At 74.2% G+C, this 16,615-nt stretch carries 17 protein-coding genes; 9 read left to right on the top strand and 8 right to left on the bottom strand.

The annotated features are described in order from the left end of the window. Window positions 1-169: 169 nt before the first annotated feature. Both ACSLTV_RS19615 and ACSLTV_RS19620 read right to left on the bottom strand, forming a co-directional pair. Entirely contained in the window at window positions 170-433 is a 264-nt protein-coding gene (locus ACSLTV_RS19615) for a DUF1876 domain-containing protein (RefSeq protein WP_435612559.1), read from the bottom strand. A 109-nt stretch (window positions 434-542) separates the two neighbouring features. Continuing rightward, entirely contained in the window at window positions 543-1,520 is a 978-nt protein-coding gene (locus ACSLTV_RS19620; protein WP_435612560.1) for a GerMN domain-containing protein, read from the bottom strand. Window positions 1,521-1,700: 180 nt separating this feature from the next. Here ACSLTV_RS19620 and ACSLTV_RS19625 point away from each other — a divergent pair, with 180 nt between their 5' ends. Beyond that, entirely contained in the window at window positions 1,701-2,147 is a 447-nt protein-coding gene (locus ACSLTV_RS19625) for a hypothetical protein (RefSeq protein ID WP_432135362.1), read from the top strand. A gap of 24 nt (window positions 2,148-2,171) precedes the next feature. Here ACSLTV_RS19625 and ACSLTV_RS19630 read toward each other — a convergent pair whose 3' ends face one another. Then, entirely contained in the window at window positions 2,172-2,819 is a 648-nt protein-coding gene (locus ACSLTV_RS19630; RefSeq protein WP_435612561.1) for a lysophospholipid acyltransferase family protein, read from the bottom strand. 622 nt (window positions 2,820-3,441) lie between these two features. On the opposite strand from ACSLTV_RS19630, the gene ACSLTV_RS19635 reads away from it, so the two are divergent. Both ACSLTV_RS19635 and ACSLTV_RS19640 read left to right on the top strand, forming a co-directional pair. Then, window positions 3,442-4,824 (top strand): TrkH family potassium uptake protein, encoded by a 1,383-nt coding sequence (locus tag ACSLTV_RS19635; RefSeq protein WP_435612562.1) that lies wholly within the window; start codon window positions 3,442-3,444, stop codon window positions 4,822-4,824. Beyond that, on the top strand, window positions 4,817-5,539 hold the full coding sequence (locus ACSLTV_RS19640) for a potassium channel family protein (RefSeq protein ID WP_435612563.1): 723 nt from the start codon (window positions 4,817-4,819) through the stop codon (window positions 5,537-5,539). Before ACSLTV_RS19635 ends, ACSLTV_RS19640 begins: the two co-directional genes overlap by 8 nt. Before the next feature lie 199 nt (window positions 5,540-5,738). Here the strand turns inward: ACSLTV_RS19640 and ACSLTV_RS19645 are convergent, their stop codons facing one another. Further along, entirely contained in the window at window positions 5,739-6,251 is a 513-nt protein-coding gene (locus tag ACSLTV_RS19645) for a hypothetical protein (RefSeq protein WP_432135358.1), read from the bottom strand. Between the two features lie 5 nt (window positions 6,252-6,256). After that, window positions 6,257-6,796 carry a nitroreductase family deazaflavin-dependent oxidoreductase gene (locus ACSLTV_RS19650; RefSeq protein ID WP_435612564.1) on the bottom strand — a complete coding sequence of 180 codons (540 nt, stop codon included), beginning with the start codon at window positions 6,794-6,796 and terminating at the stop codon, window positions 6,257-6,259. 213 nt (window positions 6,797-7,009) lie between these two features. On the opposite strand from ACSLTV_RS19650, the gene ACSLTV_RS19655 reads away from it, so the two are divergent. Both ACSLTV_RS19655 and ACSLTV_RS19660 read left to right on the top strand, forming a co-directional pair. After that, window positions 7,010-8,089: a PP2C family protein-serine/threonine phosphatase gene (locus ACSLTV_RS19655; RefSeq protein WP_432135406.1), complete on the top strand. Its 1,080-nt coding sequence runs from the start codon at window positions 7,010-7,012 to the stop codon at window positions 8,087-8,089. Between the two features lie 9 nt (window positions 8,090-8,098). Then, complete coding sequence (locus ACSLTV_RS19660) at window positions 8,099-8,635, top strand: MarR family winged helix-turn-helix transcriptional regulator (protein WP_432135356.1); 537 nt, start codon at window positions 8,099-8,101, stop codon at window positions 8,633-8,635. A 104-nt stretch (window positions 8,636-8,739) separates the two neighbouring features. On the opposite strand, the gene ACSLTV_RS19665 is transcribed toward ACSLTV_RS19660, so the two are convergent. Continuing rightward, window positions 8,740-10,437 carry a chloride channel protein gene (locus ACSLTV_RS19665; protein WP_432135405.1) on the bottom strand — a complete coding sequence of 566 codons (1,698 nt, stop codon included), beginning with the start codon at window positions 10,435-10,437 and terminating at the stop codon, window positions 8,740-8,742. 212 nt (window positions 10,438-10,649) lie between these two features. Here ACSLTV_RS19665 and ACSLTV_RS19670 point away from each other — a divergent pair, with 212 nt between their 5' ends. Beyond that, complete coding sequence (locus ACSLTV_RS19670; protein ID WP_432135355.1) at window positions 10,650-10,988, top strand: hypothetical protein; 339 nt, start codon at window positions 10,650-10,652, stop codon at window positions 10,986-10,988. 556 nt (window positions 10,989-11,544) lie between these two features. Here the strand turns inward: ACSLTV_RS19670 and ACSLTV_RS19675 are convergent. Then, the gene (locus ACSLTV_RS19675; protein WP_432135354.1) at window positions 11,545-11,979 is read right to left on the bottom strand and encodes a DUF2267 domain-containing protein; all 435 of its coding nucleotides are present in this window, start codon (window positions 11,977-11,979) and stop codon (window positions 11,545-11,547) included. A 402-nt stretch (window positions 11,980-12,381) separates the two neighbouring features. Here ACSLTV_RS19675 and ACSLTV_RS19680 point away from each other — a divergent pair, with 402 nt between their 5' ends. Continuing rightward, window positions 12,382-12,807 (top strand): DUF2267 domain-containing protein, encoded by a 426-nt coding sequence (locus ACSLTV_RS19680; protein WP_435612565.1) that lies wholly within the window; start codon window positions 12,382-12,384, stop codon window positions 12,805-12,807. Here ACSLTV_RS19680 and ACSLTV_RS19685 read toward each other — a convergent pair. Next, a complete protein-coding gene (locus ACSLTV_RS19685) occupies window positions 12,722-14,422 on the bottom strand; it encodes a BCCT family transporter (protein WP_432135352.1) in 1,701 nt (566 codons plus the stop codon). The genes ACSLTV_RS19680 and ACSLTV_RS19685 overlap by 86 nt on opposite strands. Before the next feature lie 271 nt (window positions 14,423-14,693). Here ACSLTV_RS19685 and ACSLTV_RS19690 point away from each other — a divergent pair, with 271 nt between their 5' ends. Next, a complete protein-coding gene (locus ACSLTV_RS19690) occupies window positions 14,694-15,800 on the top strand; it encodes an endonuclease/exonuclease/phosphatase family protein (protein WP_435612566.1) in 1,107 nt (368 codons plus the stop codon). Window positions 15,801-16,102: 302 nt separating this feature from the next. Beyond that, window positions 16,103-16,597 carry a cupin domain-containing protein gene (locus tag ACSLTV_RS19695; protein WP_435612567.1) on the top strand — a complete coding sequence of 165 codons (495 nt, stop codon included), beginning with the start codon at window positions 16,103-16,105 and terminating at the stop codon, window positions 16,595-16,597. Window positions 16,598-16,615 lie beyond the last annotated feature (18 nt).

A 16,615-nucleotide genomic window follows, 5' to 3' on the forward strand; every position in this document is an offset into this window, starting at 1 on the left:
CATGATCAGTGGCACCCGCATTCTCCCCGCGCGGGCAGGGGCGCATACAGAGGTCACGGCATCACATGCACGCCCCGGGTGCGCGGGGCGCGGACGGACGGCCGTGCGCCGGGCGGGAAGCACCCGCCCGGCGGGCGTCGGCCGGCCGGCGCCGGGACGCTGCCCGGCGTCACGCCCGGAGGGGGCCGGCCATCTCGACGATGTCGTCGGCTGCCACGTCGTGCAGCCGGATGGCCAGGTCCTCCAGGGCGCGGCTGGCCGCGAGTTCGTCACCGACCTCGGGGATCGGCCGGTCGATCGGATTGCGCCGCGCCGTGCCCCGGCCGGTGAGGGCGGCGGTGTCGCGGGTGCTCAGCACGGCACGCGCCCGCGTGTCGTCGCCGTCCTCGGTGATGTAGATCTGCACGGTCCACTGCTTGGCTTCCACTGTCATCGCCTCCGTGAGCGTTTCCCCCACCTACAGGCTGCGACCGCGCCGGTGACGCGTCCAGTGCCGACCGGCCCTGTCCGGTTCCGCATGCCCGCACGGTGACGGACGGCGGTCAGCGGTTCACGGTCAGCGGCACGGTGTCCACGGTGACGGGCCTGCCGTCCTCGGGGGAGAGGTAGTACGCCGTCAGCAGTCCGGCCCCGCTGCGGGCGGCCCGGTACGGGAACCGCACGTCGAAGGTGCCGCGCGTCCCGGTGCCGGACGTGGCCATGACCCGTACGTCGGCGGCCACCCGGCCGGAGACGTCCGTGACCTTCAGCCGGAACTCGGCCTCGAAGGTGTTGGCGCTGCCCCGCACCCGCACCGGCGTGCCGACGCTCTGCCCGATGAGCGGCGACTCGATCAGCACGGCCGGTGAGACGTCCTCGAAGTCGGCCCGTCCGACGGGGTGGTTGAGCAGGATGCCCTCGCCGCCGAAGGCCGTGACGGGCTTGCCGTCGAGCCGGAAGCTCACCTTGTCGATCGTCGGGTAGCGGGTGACCGTGAACACCACCTGGGCGAGGCGTGCCCGCATCGACAGGGTGCCGCCACCGTCGTCGTAGCGTCCGGAGAGGTCCACGGTCGCCACCCGGTCGTGGACCGCGATCGAGCGCAGGGCCGTGCCCGAGGGGATGGCGGTGGTACGGCCGTTGTGGCGCTCGTAGCCGCTGGGCCCGGCGAGCAGGGCGCGCAGGGCACCGGCCGCGGTGGCCGGCGTGGTCACCGTGCGCGGCGCGGCCGAGACGTGTTCGCCGTGCAGGAAGTACACCGCCGTGGCGACCCGAGCGGGGGCGGGCGTGGCGGGGCGGCTCGTCGACGGTGACGCCGTCCCGGTGCGCGGGCGGCTGCTTGCGGTTGCGGAGGGTGAGGGGACACCGGTCGTGGCGGGGGAGGGCGAGCGGGACGCCTTCGGGGGGCCGGTCGGTGACGTGCTCCCCCCGGAGGAGGAGTCGCAGGCCGTGAGGGACGCCAGCGGCAAGGCCGCCAGCGCCGAGACCAGAACGAAGAAGACGCGCCCTCGAGGGCGCGGAGCCGGTTTGTCGCCAGTCATGGCAGCCTCCTCCGACCCTTCCAGCGAACTCCGTCGGCCGCCCGTCCGCCAGGGCCGAACGGCCCTTCCCGCGATTTGGCGCACCGGCCCGACGAGGTGATTGGATCTACGGGGCGGGGGCGTCGGCCCTTCGCCGCGGAAAACAGAACGACGACAACGAGAAAGCTGGGAACGGGGAACATGCGAAGGACCATGACCGGTGCCGCCCTGCTCGTCACGGCGGCCGTGCTGCTGACCGGTTGCGGCAGCGGGGACGGCGACGGCAAGGACGACAGGACCGAGGCGGCCGCCACCGCGGCCGAAAGCCCGTCGAAGCAGGCCGCTCCCGGGGGCGCGACCCACGAGGTGACCCTGGAGGTCACCGGCGAGGGATCGACGCAGATCATGTACCACGCCGAGAGCGACGGCTTCGACCAGCAGCAACTGCCCTGGTCCAAGACGGAGACCGTGGAACTCACGCCCGCCGAACAGAAGCTGGGCTACCTCCTCAGCATCGTCCCCGGCTCGGTGAAGGCCGCGGACGGGACGTTGAGCGCCGCCCCCTGTGTCATCAAGGTCGACGGCAAGCAGGTCGCCGACAACGACGGGGGCAAGGACCCCAAGGGCTGCAACTACACCCTGAAGTAGCCGCTCCCCCCGGGGACCCGGGGATCAGCCGGTGCGCAGCCGGGCGGCCGCCGTGCTCCAGGCGGTGGTGACCGCCCGGTGCGCCTGGACGGTCCGGGCGCACCGGTCCCCGGACAAGGTCACCGGCGCGCCCGCGTGCGCGTGCAGCCGGGGCCGCCGCAGCGGAGAGCTGAGCAGCCCCGTCCACTGCCGGACCGGCCCGCCGGAAAGCAGCCGGCGGGCGCCCGCCTGCCCCAGCGGGATCACGGCCGCCCCGGTCTCCTCGGTGAGCCGGGCCAGACCGCTGCGGAAGGCGCCGGGCGCGCTCTCGGCGGAGCCTGCCCGGTGAGGGAGGCCGCCCTCCGGGTAGATCAGCAGGACCCGTCCCCGCTCCAGCGCGCGCACGGCGAGCCGCAGCGCCTGCGCCGCCCGTCGGTCGTGCCGGTGGACCGGGATGTGGCCCTCCCGGGACAGCAGGCCGCGCAGCACCGGTATCCGCCACAGCCCGGCCGCCGCCATCACCGTGGGACGGACGCCGAGGCGGTGCAGTGCGGCGAGCACCACGGCGGGGTCGGCAAGGGAGGTGTGGTTCGCGGCGACGATGCTGCCCGGCGCGAAGGCCGCCCCGGCATCGGCGGTGACGGTCAGCCGACCGGCGGCCGGGACGAGCGTGTGGGCGAGACGGGCGAGCATGGTTCTCTCCTGGCAGGGCGGACGGGGCCGAGGACGTGACCGACATCGTCCGCGGTCCGGCGGCGGGCCCGCCTGAGTACGCGTACTCGGTTCCGCCCCGGTACCGCACGCGGAGCGTGCCCCCAGGGCGCTGGTCCGCCGGCCTCCCGGGCGCTGGACCCCTGGCACCGGGGGCCGACGAGCGGCCCCTGCGCCGCATCCGGCCGCCCGGCTCGCCCGCCCGCACACCGACCGGCTCGCCCGCCCGCACACCGGTCGGCCGGCTCGCCCGTACGGCGGCGCCGGGTCGTCCGTCCACCCGAGCGGGTCAGTTCCGCCCGGCCGTCGAAGCCGGGTCGCCGTCCACCGGAACCGGGCCGATCGGCCGGTGTGCCGGCGCCTACCGCTCCGCCCACGTCCTGCCCTGCCGCGCGCAGGAGCACCCGCCGCACCGGCCGGCCCGCACCGCCGCCCACGGCCCCCCCCCGGGGCGCATCCGCGCAGGTCCGGCCCGGACAGGCGCCCGCACGGCGGGTGCGCCGGGTGAGGGCACCGGATGTAGGGTGTGCGTTCGAGATCTTGACGGGTTCCCACCGGGACGGACACGGCGAACGGCGTCGCGGCGGGCGGTGAGGGGACGGCAGTGGCGGGACTGGCACAACGGGTGCGGCTGTGGGCGCCGGCGCTGCTGGCCACGCACCCGGCCCGAGCGGTCGTGATGGCCTTCGCCCTGGTCACACTCCTCGGCGCGGCCCTGCTGACCCTGCCGGTGTCCTCCGCCGACGGCACCGCGACGGGCTTCGTCACCGCGCTGTTCACCTCCACCTCCGCGGTCTGCGTCACCGGTCTCGCGGTCGTGGACACCGGCGGCTACTGGAGCGGTTTCGGCCAGGGCGTCATCCTCGCGCTCATCCAGGTCGGCGGCTTCGGCATCATGACGATGGCGTCCCTGCTGGCCCTGCTGGTCTCCGGACGGCTGCGGCTGCGCATGCAGCTCACCGCGCAGGCGGAGACCAAGAGCCTCGGCATCGGCGACGTACGCCGCGTGCTGCTCGGCGTCGCCCGCATCACCGTCGTCGTCGAACTCGCCGTCGCCGCCCTGCTCGCCCTGCGCTTCCGCTTCGGCTACGGCGAGGGCATCGGCAGGGCCGTCTACCTCGGCTGCTTCCACGCCGTGTCGGCGTTCAACAACGCGGGCTTCGGGCTGTTCCCCGACAGCCTGACCCGCTACTCCCAGGATCCCTGGGTCTGCCTTCCGGTGGCGGCCGCCGTGATCCTCGGCGGCCTCGGCTTCCCCGTCCTGCTGGAGATACTGCGCCACCGCCGGCGGCGGCGCACCACCGGCCGCCGCAACTGGTCCCTGCTCACCAAGCTCACCCTCATCACCACGGTCGTCCTGCTGCTCGCCGGCACGGCCCTCACCTGTCTGCTGGAATGGTCCAACCCGGGCACCCTCGGCGCGCACAGCGTGCCCGGCAAGATCCTCGACGGCTTCTTCCACTCGGCGATGAGCCGCACGGCCGGGTTCAACGCGGTCGACATCGGGGCGATGCACGCCTCGACCCTGCTGATGACCAGCGTGCTGATGTTCATCGGCGGTGGCAGCGCCGGAACCGCCGGTGGCATCAAGGTGACCACGTTCGCGGTGCTGGCCGCCGCCATGCTCGCCGAGGTGCGCGGCGAACCCACCTCCTCCATGCTGGGCCGCCGCCTCGCTCCCCACACCCTGCGCCAGGCGCTGACCGTGGCCCTGCTCGGCGTCGGCATCGTGATCGGGGCCTCGCTCGCCCTGCTCACCCTCACCCACGAGACGACGGAGGCGGTGCTGTTCGAGGTGGTCTCCGCGTTCGGGACGGTGGGCATGTCCACCGGCATCACCGCCGGCCTGCCCGTCTCCGGGGACCTGCTGCTGACCGTCCTGATGTTCGTCGGCCGTCTCGGCCCCATCACCCTGGTGTCGGCGCTGGCGCTGCGTGAACGCACGCGCCGCTACGAACTGCCCGAGGAGCGACCCGTCATTGGTTAACTACCTGCACTCCCTGCGCCAGCGGCGGCGCAAGCGTCTCTCCGACACCTACAGCCGGGTCACCGGCGACCAGCGGGTCGCGGTCATCGGTCTCGGCCGCTTCGGCTACTCGCTGGCCAGCGAACTGATGCGCCGCGGCTGGGACGTGCTCGGTCTGGACACCGACGCCCGGCTGGTCCAGAAGTACAGCGACAGCCTCACCCACGCCGCCGTCGCCGACTCCACCGACATGGAGACCCTGCGCCAGCTCGGCGTCCACGAGTTCACCAGCGCCGTCGTGTGCATCGGCACCGACGTCGAGGCGTCCATCCTGGTCAGCAGCAATTTGCTGGAGGCCGAGGTGCCCAACATCTGGGCCAAGGCCGTCAGCCGTCAGCACGGCCAGATCCTCGAGCGCCTCGGTGTCCACCATGTCGTGCTGCCCGAGCACGAGATGGGCGAACGCGTCGCCCACCTCGTCACCGGCCGGATGCTCGACTTCATCGAGTTCGACGACGACTACGCCCTGGTGAAGACCGTCGCCCCCGACATCGCCACCGGCGTCCCCCTCGACCACAGCCAGGTCCGCAGCCGCTACGGCATCACCGTGGTCGGCATCAAGCGCCCCGGTGAGGACTTCACGTACGCCACCGCCGAGACGGTCGTCCAGAAGGGCGACGTCATCATCGTCACCGGCAAGACCCATGCGGTCGAGGCCTTCGCCGAGCTCGCCTGACAGCGCCTGACAGTGAGGATGTGGCGTGGTGCCCGGTGAGCGGACCGAACCCGCCCCGCCTGCCCCAGGCGGAGCCGGGAACAGCACGCCGAGCCCGAGCCCAGCCCGGAGTCGCTGTCGCGAGGCGGCGGCTCCGTCGCCACCGCCTCGGATCACGTGAGAGTCGTCGCCGGTCGCCGACCCGGTCGAGCCGGCCCTGTCACCCGGTGGTCCGCGACGCCGCGTCCCGCTCCGCGCCCGCCGGAACGGGGGGAACGAGAGCGGCCGACGGCCCCGCCTGCGGCGGCTCCTCGGACGCCTCCTCCAGATGGCGCGCGCTGGGATCGCCCGGCCCGCCGGCCGGCGCCCCCGCACCGGTGGACAGCCACGACCAGGCGCACAGCGCCAGGGCCACCGCGGCCGCCGTGGCGAGCACCCGGACGACCCGCCGGGCCCGGGCCGGACCGTCCAGCTCCCGCCAAGCCGGAGCCGGCCGCGGGCCCTCCGGCACCCACAGACTGCCGACCGCGTCCACCGTGGGCCCCTTCGGCTGCCGGTCCTCGCCCCCGGCCGCCCGGCGGGCGCGCTCCCGCGCCGAGAGCTCCCTCGGGGCGGAGTCACGAATGGCGTCCTCGGTGTCCGCGAGGAACTTCAGCCACACGTCCTCCGCGCCGGCTCTTGCGCCGTCCGGACCCTCGGGGGTCGCGTCGTCCCCCGGCCGTCGGATCGTCACGGTCCTCACCTCTCCCTGTGCGTCGGCCCGCCCGGACCACGCCCGTGCGGCCCGTCCTCGCCGTCGGCTTCCAGCCGGACGAACGGGACGGCCCGGCCCGCCGCGCGGTACGACTCCTCGCCGCCGGCCGGCAGCCCCATGAAAGCGCACAGCCGGCGGGCCGTCCGCGGATGACGGCGCGCGTAGTCGGCCATGATGGCCGCACCCTCCTCGGACGGCAGGAAGTGGGCGGTGACGGCGTGGCGCCGGTTGCCGAGCTGGATGAGCGTCTTCGGCTGCGCGCGCAGGTTCCGGTACCAGGCGGCCTTCGGGCCGAAACCGGAGGCGACCGTCCAGCTCGGACCGGCCGGATCGTGGGAGACCACCTCCACCACCGTCATCCGCCCGAGGCCGGTGACCCGGCCCGTGTGGTGCAGCAGGAGCAGCCGCTTCCCGAAGAGAGGTCCCAGTCCCACGCGGAAGAACAGGATCGGCGCCCGGAAGAACAGGCGACGCCAGCCGGTGGGCGGCCGCAGCCGCAAGGACGGGATCTGTCTGTCTGCCATGGTCGCCTTCCGCGGGTCGGGAACACCGGGTGTCGGACTCGATTGGGTAAAGGACCGGGAGGGAGGCCCACCGCACCCGGGCAACCTTTGCATAGTCTAAAGGTGGGGGAGGGGCGCCTGCGAGGGCAAGGGGCGGCTCTCGGACGCCGCGACACGGCTGGAGCACGCGTGATCGACAAGAGGACGCCGTCCACCGGGACCGTGTTGTCCTGGATGCCGGCGGTGGTGATGGCGCTCGTGGCCGTCGCGGACGTCGTGGCGGGCCCCGGGGTGGGCTTCCTGCCGCTGGTCTCGCTCGGGCCGGCCTTCGCCGGACTGGTCGGCGGCTGGCGCCGTACCGCGGTCTTCGGCCTCGCGGCCATGGTGCTGTGCGCCGCGCTCGGCTGGTACGACCGGCTCTTCGAGGAGCGCCGGGGCTACTCCGCGGTGGCCTCGGTCGCCGGCGTCACCGGAGTGGGCATCGCGGCAGCCGTGATGCGCTCGCGCCGCGAGGGCGAACTGGCCAGCATGCGCTCCATCGCGGAGGTCGCCCAGCGGGTCCTGCTGCGCCCCGTGCCGCTGACCGCGGGGCCGCTGCAGGCGGCCGTCTCGTACACCTCGGCGGTCGCCGAGGCGCGCATCGGCGGTGACCTGTACGAAGTGGTCGCCTCCCCGCACGGTATCCGCGTCATCGTCGGCGATGTGCAGGGCAAGGGACTGGCGGCCGTGGAGACGGCCGCCGTCGTCCTCGGCGCCTTCCGCGAGGCGGCCCACGACGAACCCGATCTGGTGGGGCTCGGCGAGCGCCTGGAGCGCAGTGTGGCCCGCGAACTGGAGGGCGAGAAGTTCGTCACTGCCATCCTCGCCCAGATCGGCACCCGAGAGGAGGCGGTTTTCCTCAACTACGGTCACCCCGCCCCCCTGCTGGTCCGCCGGGACGGCGGCGTGCAGTTCCCGCAGCCGCCCGCCTTCACCCTGCCGCTGGGCCTCGGCGCACACGCCGGAGACGCCCCCGAGCCCTACCGCGTGCGGTTCGCCCCCGGCGAACAACTGCTGCTGTACACCGACGGCGTCACCGAGGCCCGCGACGAAGAGGGCCGGTTCTATCCGCTGGGGGAGCGGTCCCATCTGCTCAAGGATCCCGATGCGCACCGGGCCCTGGAGGCCCTGCGCACGGACATCGCCCAGCACACCGGCGGCCCGCCGCACGACGACGCCGCGATGCTCCTGCTGCGCTACCACGGGCACGGCGCGGGCGAGGGGAGGGAAAATCCGTTCCCACCGCGTGAGTCGTCGGGCGAGGCGGCGCGGTAGAAAGGACACATGCCGGAGCGCGAGACCCCCGCGGGGGCGATGGACGATGTCGATGCGGTGACCCGTGCGGTGCTGACCGCGTCGCGGCTGCTGGTGGCCGTGTCGGCCCGCTCGCTGGCCGCGGTCGAGGACCGGGTCACGCTGCCGCAGTTCCGGATGCTGGTCGTGCTGTCCACGCGCGGCGCCACCAAGCTGGTCGCGCTCGCGGAGCTGCTGCAGGTGGCGCCGTCGACCGCGATGCGGATGGTCGACCGGCTGATCGCGGCCGGCCTGGCGGACCGGCACCAGAACCCCGACAACCGCCGCGAGACACTGCTGCAGCTCACCGACGAGGGCCGCCGCACGGTCGAGGACGTCACCGCCCGGCGCCGCACCGAGATCGCCGCGATCGTCGAGCGGCTCAGCCCCACCCAGCGCCTCGCCCTCATCGAGGCCCTGGCCGCCTTCAACGAGGCCGGCGGCGAGCCCCTCGCCTTCGGGACCGACGACGCGGGGCCGCCTCCGCTGGGGTGGGCCGTGGACGTGCCGGTGTCCCGCGACGTGTGACACGGGGCCTCGCGGTGTGCGGGACGCGCTCCGGCGACGCATGACCGTGGCCCTGCGGTCCCCGGGCCTGCCGTCGGCCCGGGGACCGCACGGCCACGGCCCGCTCACACCGCGGCGCTGGGGACGGCCGCGGTGTGCACCGCGCGCAGGGCGCTCTGATGGCTGAGCCAGCCCACCGGCTTGTCCCGGTCCGCGGCGAGCACCGGGACCCCGGTGCCCGGCGCCGAGAGCAGGACGTGCAGGGCCTGGGCGAGCGGCTGGTCCTCGGTCACCGGCGCGGGCGGCTGCGCCAGCGCCCCGACAGATGACGGCGCCCCGTCCGGCTGCTCCGCCAGCGCCTCGGCGACCGCCTGCGCGGACACCACCCCGACATACGCCCCGGCGCCGTCCACCACCGGCAGCGCGCCGTGCCCCGAGCGGCTCAGCAGGTCGGCCGCGTCGACCAGGGCGAGTGACGCGGGCAGGGGCGCCGGCAGCGGCTCCATCGCGGACCCGACGTGCTGCGCCCCGAGCCGGGCCCCCTGCGCGGGGCCCTCCAGGTCGACGCCGCGCCGGCGCAGCTTGAGCGTGTAGATGGTGTCGCCGGACAGCAGCCGACTGGTCGCGGTCGCCAGCACGATCGCCAGCATCAGCGGCAGGATGATCGAGTACTCCCCGGTGAGCTCGAAGAGGATCACCACGGCGGTGATCGGCGCGCGGGACGCCCCCGCGAAGACGGCCCCCATCCCGACCAGGGCGTACGCCCCCACCGCACCCGCGGTGCCGGGCAGCAGGTCGTGAACGCCGATGCCGTACGCCGAGCCCAGCATCGCCCCGATGAACAGGCTCGGCGCGAAGACCCCGCCGGAGCCCCCGATGCCGATCGTCAAGCTGGTCGCCAACGCCTTCCCGGCCAGCAGCACCAGCAGGAACCCGATCGCGTACCCGCCCTCGGTGGCCTTCTCCAGCACCGGGTAGCCGACGCCGTACATCTCGGGCAGCGTCAGCAGCACCACGCCGAGCGCCAGCCCGCCGACCGCGGGCCGCAGCCACTCGGGACCGCGCCACAGCCAGTCGCAGGCGTCCTCGATCAGGTACAGGAACCGCGAGAAGCCCACCCCGACCACCGCGGCGACCACTCCGAGCAGGGCGAAGAGCCCGTACTGGGCGAGGTGGTCGACGTGGAAGTCGGGCAGGTCCAGGAACGCGACGTCGCCGAAGGCGGCCCGGCCGATCACGCTCGCGGTGACACTGGCCAGCACCGTCGCGCCGAACGCCTCCGCGCTGAAGGTGCTCAGGATCAGCTCCATGGCGAAGAACACGCCGGCCAGCGGCGCGTTGAAGGTGGCGGCGATGCCGCCCGCCGCGCCGCAGGCGACCAGAAGCTTCAGCCGGCCCTCGGCCGCCTTCGTCACCCGGCCCAGCGTGGAGCCGAGAGCCGAGCCGATCTGCACGATGGGGCCTTCGCGTCCCACCGAGCCGCCCGAGCCGATGGTCAGGGCGGAGGCGAGCGTCTTGACGACCGCGACCTTCGGGCTGATCCGCCCGCCGCGCTGGGCCACCGCCAGCATCACCTCCGGCACGCCGTGCCCGCGCGCCTCCCGGGCGAAGCGCTGCACCAGCGGGCCGTACAGCAGGCCGCCGAGCACCGGGGCCAGCAGGACGAAGTACGGGCCCAGCCACGGGACGTGCGGATGGCCGGCGCCCGGCACGGCCGCGTAGTCCTCGTGGCCGGAGAACAGACGGGTGAAGGCCGTGATGCACCACCGGAACACGATGGAGCCCACACCGGCGCCCGCGCCGATCGTCACGGCCAGTGCCATCAGGCCCCATGGCTTGGAGCGGAGCCCGGGCATCGCGGGCCCGGCCGACTTGATGGTGCGCATCTCCTTTGCCTCCCTCACGTTTGCATTATGCAAAACGTGTCAAGTCGCACGGCCGCCGGGGTCCGGTCCGGCCGTCTGTGAGCGCTCTTTTTGCACTGTGCAACAATTGAGTCATGGTCACGGCAAGCGCGTCGGGGGAGCATCGGTACATGGCGGACGCGTCCGAAGAGCGGCGTACCAGGTCGGCGGGGCCCGGGCTGGGGCCCTGGGACTGTCCGCAGCCGCCCGGACGCGCGCGTGGGCGGACGGCGCCGGTGGTCGTGCACCAGCCGTCCGGTGCCGGAGGCCGCCAGGTGTCGGTCGGTGGCCGGCCGGTGGGCGTGGCGTGGAGTTTGTCGGACGTGCTCGGCGTGGTGCGGCGGATCGGAATCGCCCTGAACCACGAGGAGGCCGCGACCACCCCCCTCATCGAGTGGCGCGGCGGCGGCACCACCGCCTGGCCCCGTCCCCGCCCCGCACCCCCGGCGGAGCCGACCGCGGCCCCGTGACCACGGCCCGCGGGGCCGGCAAGAGATCACCGCTCGTCGAAGCCGCCCGGCCGCTGCGCCGGCGTCTGACTGGGCACATCCCGACACACCGGCGACTCCGGCGGGGCGGTGGGCGTGCGTCGGCAGCCGCTGCGAGACGGGCTGCGCGCGGAGTGATCCGAGCCTCACCGCCCTTCCCGGCGCTCGGCCGCCGCCCGTCCGGCACGCGCCGGACACCCCGTGCCGGCACCGTGGCTCTCAGCCGCGGCGGCCCGCTGCTGGGCGCCATCGGTCAGGGCCGCGGCCGTCCGCGGCGCGGCGCCCTGCTTTTCTCTGCGAGACCGAGCCTGGCTCTCAGCCGTGGCGATCCGCCGCTGGAGCCGTCGGTGAGGACCGCGGCCGCCCTCGGCGCGGCGCCCTGCTCTCCTGCGAGACCGGCCGTCGGCCGACGAGCAGCGTCGCCCGCGGCCGGCGTACGACACATCCCGGCCCCCCGGGCGGGAGCGCCGGTGTGGCACGGGCGTCACAGCCCGGGGCGACGCCCCGAGCGGCACTGGTCCGGCCGCCCTCTCCCCGCTCAGCGGGGCGGGGGCGCCGGCCTCGCGCGCCCGGAGCGCTGGGGCTGCGTACCCGGCGCCGCGAACAGCGGGCCGAACTCGTCGGGCAGGCAGCCGCGGAGGTCCGCCTCCAGGCCGCTGTCCTCGTCGGTGACCCGGGACAGCACGGTCTGCGACAGGAACAGGGCCTGCTCCGGTGTGCCGCCCGCCGGCCCTGCGACCTCGGCCAGCAGATCGGTCAGCCGGTTCGCCTGACCGCGCCCGGAACCCCCGCCGGCCACCAGGGCGACGTGCTCGTGCGCCGGCACGGCCTGGCGCAGGTGCTCCCGCCGCCGGTCGTCGAGACGCCGGCTGAGCGCCGCGAGCACGAGGTGCACGGCCGCGTCGGCCGCCTCGGTGTCGTCCAGTCGGGCCCGCGTCGACACGTCCTCGACCAGTTGCTCATGGCTGATCATGTTGCCTCCCGCTGGTGCGGCCGGGGCGGGCGGGCAGGCCCGCGCCCGGTCCCCTGGGACTCCGTCGCGTCGAGTGCCCCGCTGACGGACATGAACCGCGGAAATGGTGGCAATCCGGGCAAGACCCGACGCCCGAGGAAGCGGAAGAGGGAACACCACGCAGGGGCGGGGCGGACCACGACCCCTTCATCGGACAGCTTCAGGCACGGGCCCGCCTCGACAGCCGGGGCAGCGCCGAGGCCGCGCCCCGGGTCACGCCGGAGACCCCTCGGCGAGCGCATCCCCCTCCTCGCCGACCGGCCGGCTCGCCGCCCAGCTGCCAGGCGAGATCGGGAAGCACCTGCGCCGTGTCGCGTCCGCGCCGGACCAGGCGGCGACAGGCGACCGGCGTCCGGCGTCCGGATGGACCGCACAACGTTCCTCGACCGTGTCGCCCGACGGGCGGGCGAGGACCGGACCCGGACCCGGGCCGCTCACGAGGCTCGTGCCGTCATGGAACTCGCCGACGAGGCCACCCGGGGCGGCCTGACCGACAAGCTCCGCAAAGCGCTGGACGACGAGCTCGCCCGCACCCTGTTCCCCGACGGCTCCCACGCGGCTGTCTCAGCTCCGGGGGCTCCGGCGGCCCCACCTGACGCCCGACGGCGGCCGGGGCGCCCGGCCCCGGCCGGTCGTCGCCTCGCGCCGCGGGGTTCACCACCCGCGTCGGCGGCCGTGACGGCGCGGACGACCTCCGGAGGGATCAGCTCTCGTCGTCGGTGTCCGAGCGGGCCTTCGCCGCCCGCCGCAGCCGGTGATGGCGCGCCGGGGCCGACGCCTGCTGGGTGACCGCGTCGCCGACCATCGTCCGCACGACGTCCGTCAGCCGGTGCAGGGCGTGGTGCCGTGCGGGACCCGCGCCGGGATCCTCGCGCAGTTCCTTCAGCAGCGCCCAGCACAGCACCATCATGACCACCACGAACGGCAGCGCCACCAGGATCGTCGCCGTCTGCAGCGAACTCAGACCGCCCACCACCAGCAGCACCGCCGCCACCGCCGCCATCAGCACGCCCCACATCACGACCAGCCAGGACGGTGGATGCAGCGCGCCCCGGCTGGTCAGGGAACCCATCACCAGCGACGCGGAGTCGGCGCTGGTGATGAAGTAGGTCATCACCAGGACCATCGCGACGAACGACGTGACCGTCCCGATCGGCAGTGCGTCCAGCATCGCGAACAGCGACGCCTCCGCACCGCTCTCCACCGCGCCCGCCAGGTCCGCCTCCCCGGTCGACTGAATCCGCAGCGCCGAACCGCCCATCACGCAGAACCAGATGACGGTCGCGCCGCTCGGCACGAGCAGCACCCCGATGAGGAACTCGCGGATGGACCGGCCGTGCGAGATCCGGGCGATGAACGTCCCCACGAACGGCGCCCACGACAGCCACCACGCCCAGTAGAAGATCGTCCACGCGCCCAGCCACTCCTGGTCGGAGAAGGCCCCGGTGCGCGTGGCCATGGGCAGCAGGTTCTCCAGATAGCCGCCGACGGACGCCGGGATGGTGTCCAGGATGTAGACGGTCGGACCGAGCAGGAAGACGAACACCATCAGCCCCGCCGCGAGCACGATGTTCAGCGTCGACAGCCACTTCACGCCCCGGTGCAGACCCGAGAACGCCGACACGACGAACGCCGCCGACAGCGCCCCGATGACGACCAGTTCCGTGTTCCGGCTGGCGTCCACCCCCACCGTGATGTCCAGCCCTTCCGCGACCTGCAGCGCCCCGAGGCCGAGGCTGGTCGCCGTGCCGAAGACGGTCGCGAAGACGGCGAGCAGGTCGATCCCCCTGCCCTGCCACGACGCCGCCCGCCGGGCCCCGATCAGCGGGACGAACGCGGCGCTGAGCCGGTTGCCGCGCCCCTTGCGGAACCCGGCGTACGCCAGCGCCAGCCCGGCGACCCCGTAGATCGCCCACGGGGTCAGCGTCCAGTGGAAGAACGAGTACTCCATGGCCGTGCGCGCCGCACCGGACGACTCGGGCCGCACCCCGCTCGCCGGGGGCGGCGCGAGATAGTGGGTGAGCGGTTCCCCGACGCCGTAGAACATCAGGCCGATGCCCATACCGGCGCTGAACATCATCGCGATCCAGGCGAGGTTGCCGAACTCCGGCTCGGAGTCGTCCGTGCCCAGCCTGATCCGGCCGAACCGGCTGAACGCGATCACCAGGCACAGGACCAGGAACACGTCGGCGGCGACCACGAAAAGCCAGCCGAAGTTGTTCAGGACCCACGTGAGGCTCGTGGAGGAGACGCTGTCGAAGTTGTCGTCGCCGAGCCAGGCCCACAGGACCACGGCGATGACGGCGGCCATGCCGATTGCGACGAGAACGCGGTCGGGAGTGCCGTCGACCGAGGCGTCGGCCGGCGGTGACGGCCGGGACTGATCAATCGGTTCGGTGCTCATGAGGCCCCACTATGGTGGGAAATCGGCTGACAAGGTCAAGTGGCGCGCCGCTCGTGACCACCGAACCGGCCGTGCCACGCCACCGCGGGTACCGGGCCTTCGGCGATCTAGGCCTGACGTCCCGTCAAGTCCGGCCGCCGTCCCTCCGGCCACCGGCACGAGGCGAGCGGGCGCGGACCGCTCGCCGAACGCGGGCCAGTGGTACGCACAGGCCGCCCCCGTCGCGGCTCCGGGGGAACCTGACGTGCCCGCCCGCACGTCGTTGTGGGCGATGAGGCAGAACGGACGGGAGACCATGGTGGAGCGGGCGGGTGGTGGTGTGCCGTCGGCGGTGAAGGCGGCGGTGGTGGGCCCCCGGCCTGCGCGGCTTCGCGACCGAGGGCGGCGCCCGGTGAAGGACGAGTCGCGGGGCGGGGGAGAAACCGGGCGCCCGGGACGCGGCCGGGTCCCGGGTCCGGGGCGGGGGCCGACCGTACTCGCCGTACTCGCCGTGCTGACCGCGGGCCTGCTCGCGTTCCCCCGGGCGGTCCCCAACTCCGCGGGGCGCCTGGGTAGTCTGCTGGAGTCGTTCCTGCCGTGGCTCGGCCTGGTCGTCGTGGCCCTGTTCCTCCTGGCGCTGCTGCACCGGTCGGCCCTCGCCCTGCTGGCGCTTCTGCTGCCGGTGGCGGCCTGGACGCACCTCTTCGGCGGGCTGCTGCTGCCGGCTCCCCGGCCCGGGCCGCGCGACCTGGTCGTGGTCCAGCACAACGTCAGCGACGAGAACCCCGACCCGGCGGGCACCGCCCGCGCCCTGACCGCCGCCGCGCCCGACCTCATCGCCCTGCAGGAACTGGTGCCCCCCGCGCTTCAGGTCTACGAGGGGACGCTCGCCCGGGACTACCCGTACCACGCCGTGCGGGGCACGGTCGGCCTGTGGTCGAAGTACCCGTTCACCGACGCCCGGCCGCTGGACATCAAGCCGCGGGGCATCGAGGAGCCCTGGAACCGCGGTCTGCGGGCCGTGGTGCACACTCCGCACGAGGAGATCGCCGTGTACGTCGCACACCTGCCCTCCGTCCGCGTCGGGGTGAGCGGCCTCGCCTCCGCGCGGCGCGACGAGAGCGCCCGCCTCCTCGGCCGGGCGGTCGCCGCCGAGGAGCGCGGGACGGTCATCCTCCTCGGGGACCTCAACGGCACCGTCCACGACCGCGGACTGACCCCGCTCACCTCACGGTTGGAGGTCGCGCAGCGAGGCTTCGCCCTCAGCTTCCCCGCCCGCTTCCCGCTGGCCCGGATCGACCAGGTCATGGCTCGCTCGGCCACCGTCTCCCGGATCCGCACCCTGCCCGCCACCGGCAGCGACCACCTCCCGGTCGCCGCACGCGTCACGCTGGGCTGAGCCTCGGGAGCCCGCCGGCGTGACCCGGGCTCCCGAACCGCCCGTCGGCCGACGCCGCGAGCGGCCCCCCCGCTTCCCCGTCCGGCACCTCACCCATGGCCGTCCGTTTCCCCGCCCGGCACCTCACCCATGGCCGTCCGTCTCCCCGTCCGGTACCTCAATCACGGCCGGTCGTTTCCCCGGTCTCCGACCGGCCCCCGACCCGCCCCCCGGCCCTGTTGCCCGGCCCCCGCCCCACCCCCCCGGCCCTGTTGCGCGGCCCCCGTCCGAACCTCAGCCGCCCGCTGGGTCACAATGCCCCCATGACCGACGACCGGCCCCGCACCCCCGCCGCCCGCCCGCTGCTGCGTCGCCGTCAGGACGGTGAGCTCATCGACGTCGCCGGTGTCGCGCACTTCTTCCGGCTCACCGGTGATCACACGGGCGGGCGCTTCGCGTTCGAGGAGTTCACCCTCGCCCCCGGCACCATCGGGGCCCGACCGCACGTGCACGACGGACACGACGAGTACTTCTACGTCCTCGAAGGCGAGTTGACGCTGCACACCGGCGACGGCGAGATCACGGCCGGCCCGGGCGACCTGCTCGCCGCGACCCGGGGCACCCCGCACGGTTTCCGCAACGCGGGCCCGGCCACCGCCCGCGCCCTGTGCCTCTACACCCCGGCCGGCTACGAGAACTACTTCCGCGACGTCCACGCCGCCGTGAGCGCGGGAGCCGAACCCACCGACGACCTGCTGGCCGTGTTCCGCGGCCGCTACCGGACCGCCTCCGTCCCGGCGCCCCCGGACGCACCCTGATCGGCGCCGGACAACGTC

The organism is Streptomyces sp. bgisy159 (assembly GCF_965341775.1).
Taxonomy (GTDB): domain Bacteria; phylum Actinomycetota; class Actinomycetes; order Streptomycetales; family Streptomycetaceae; genus Streptomyces.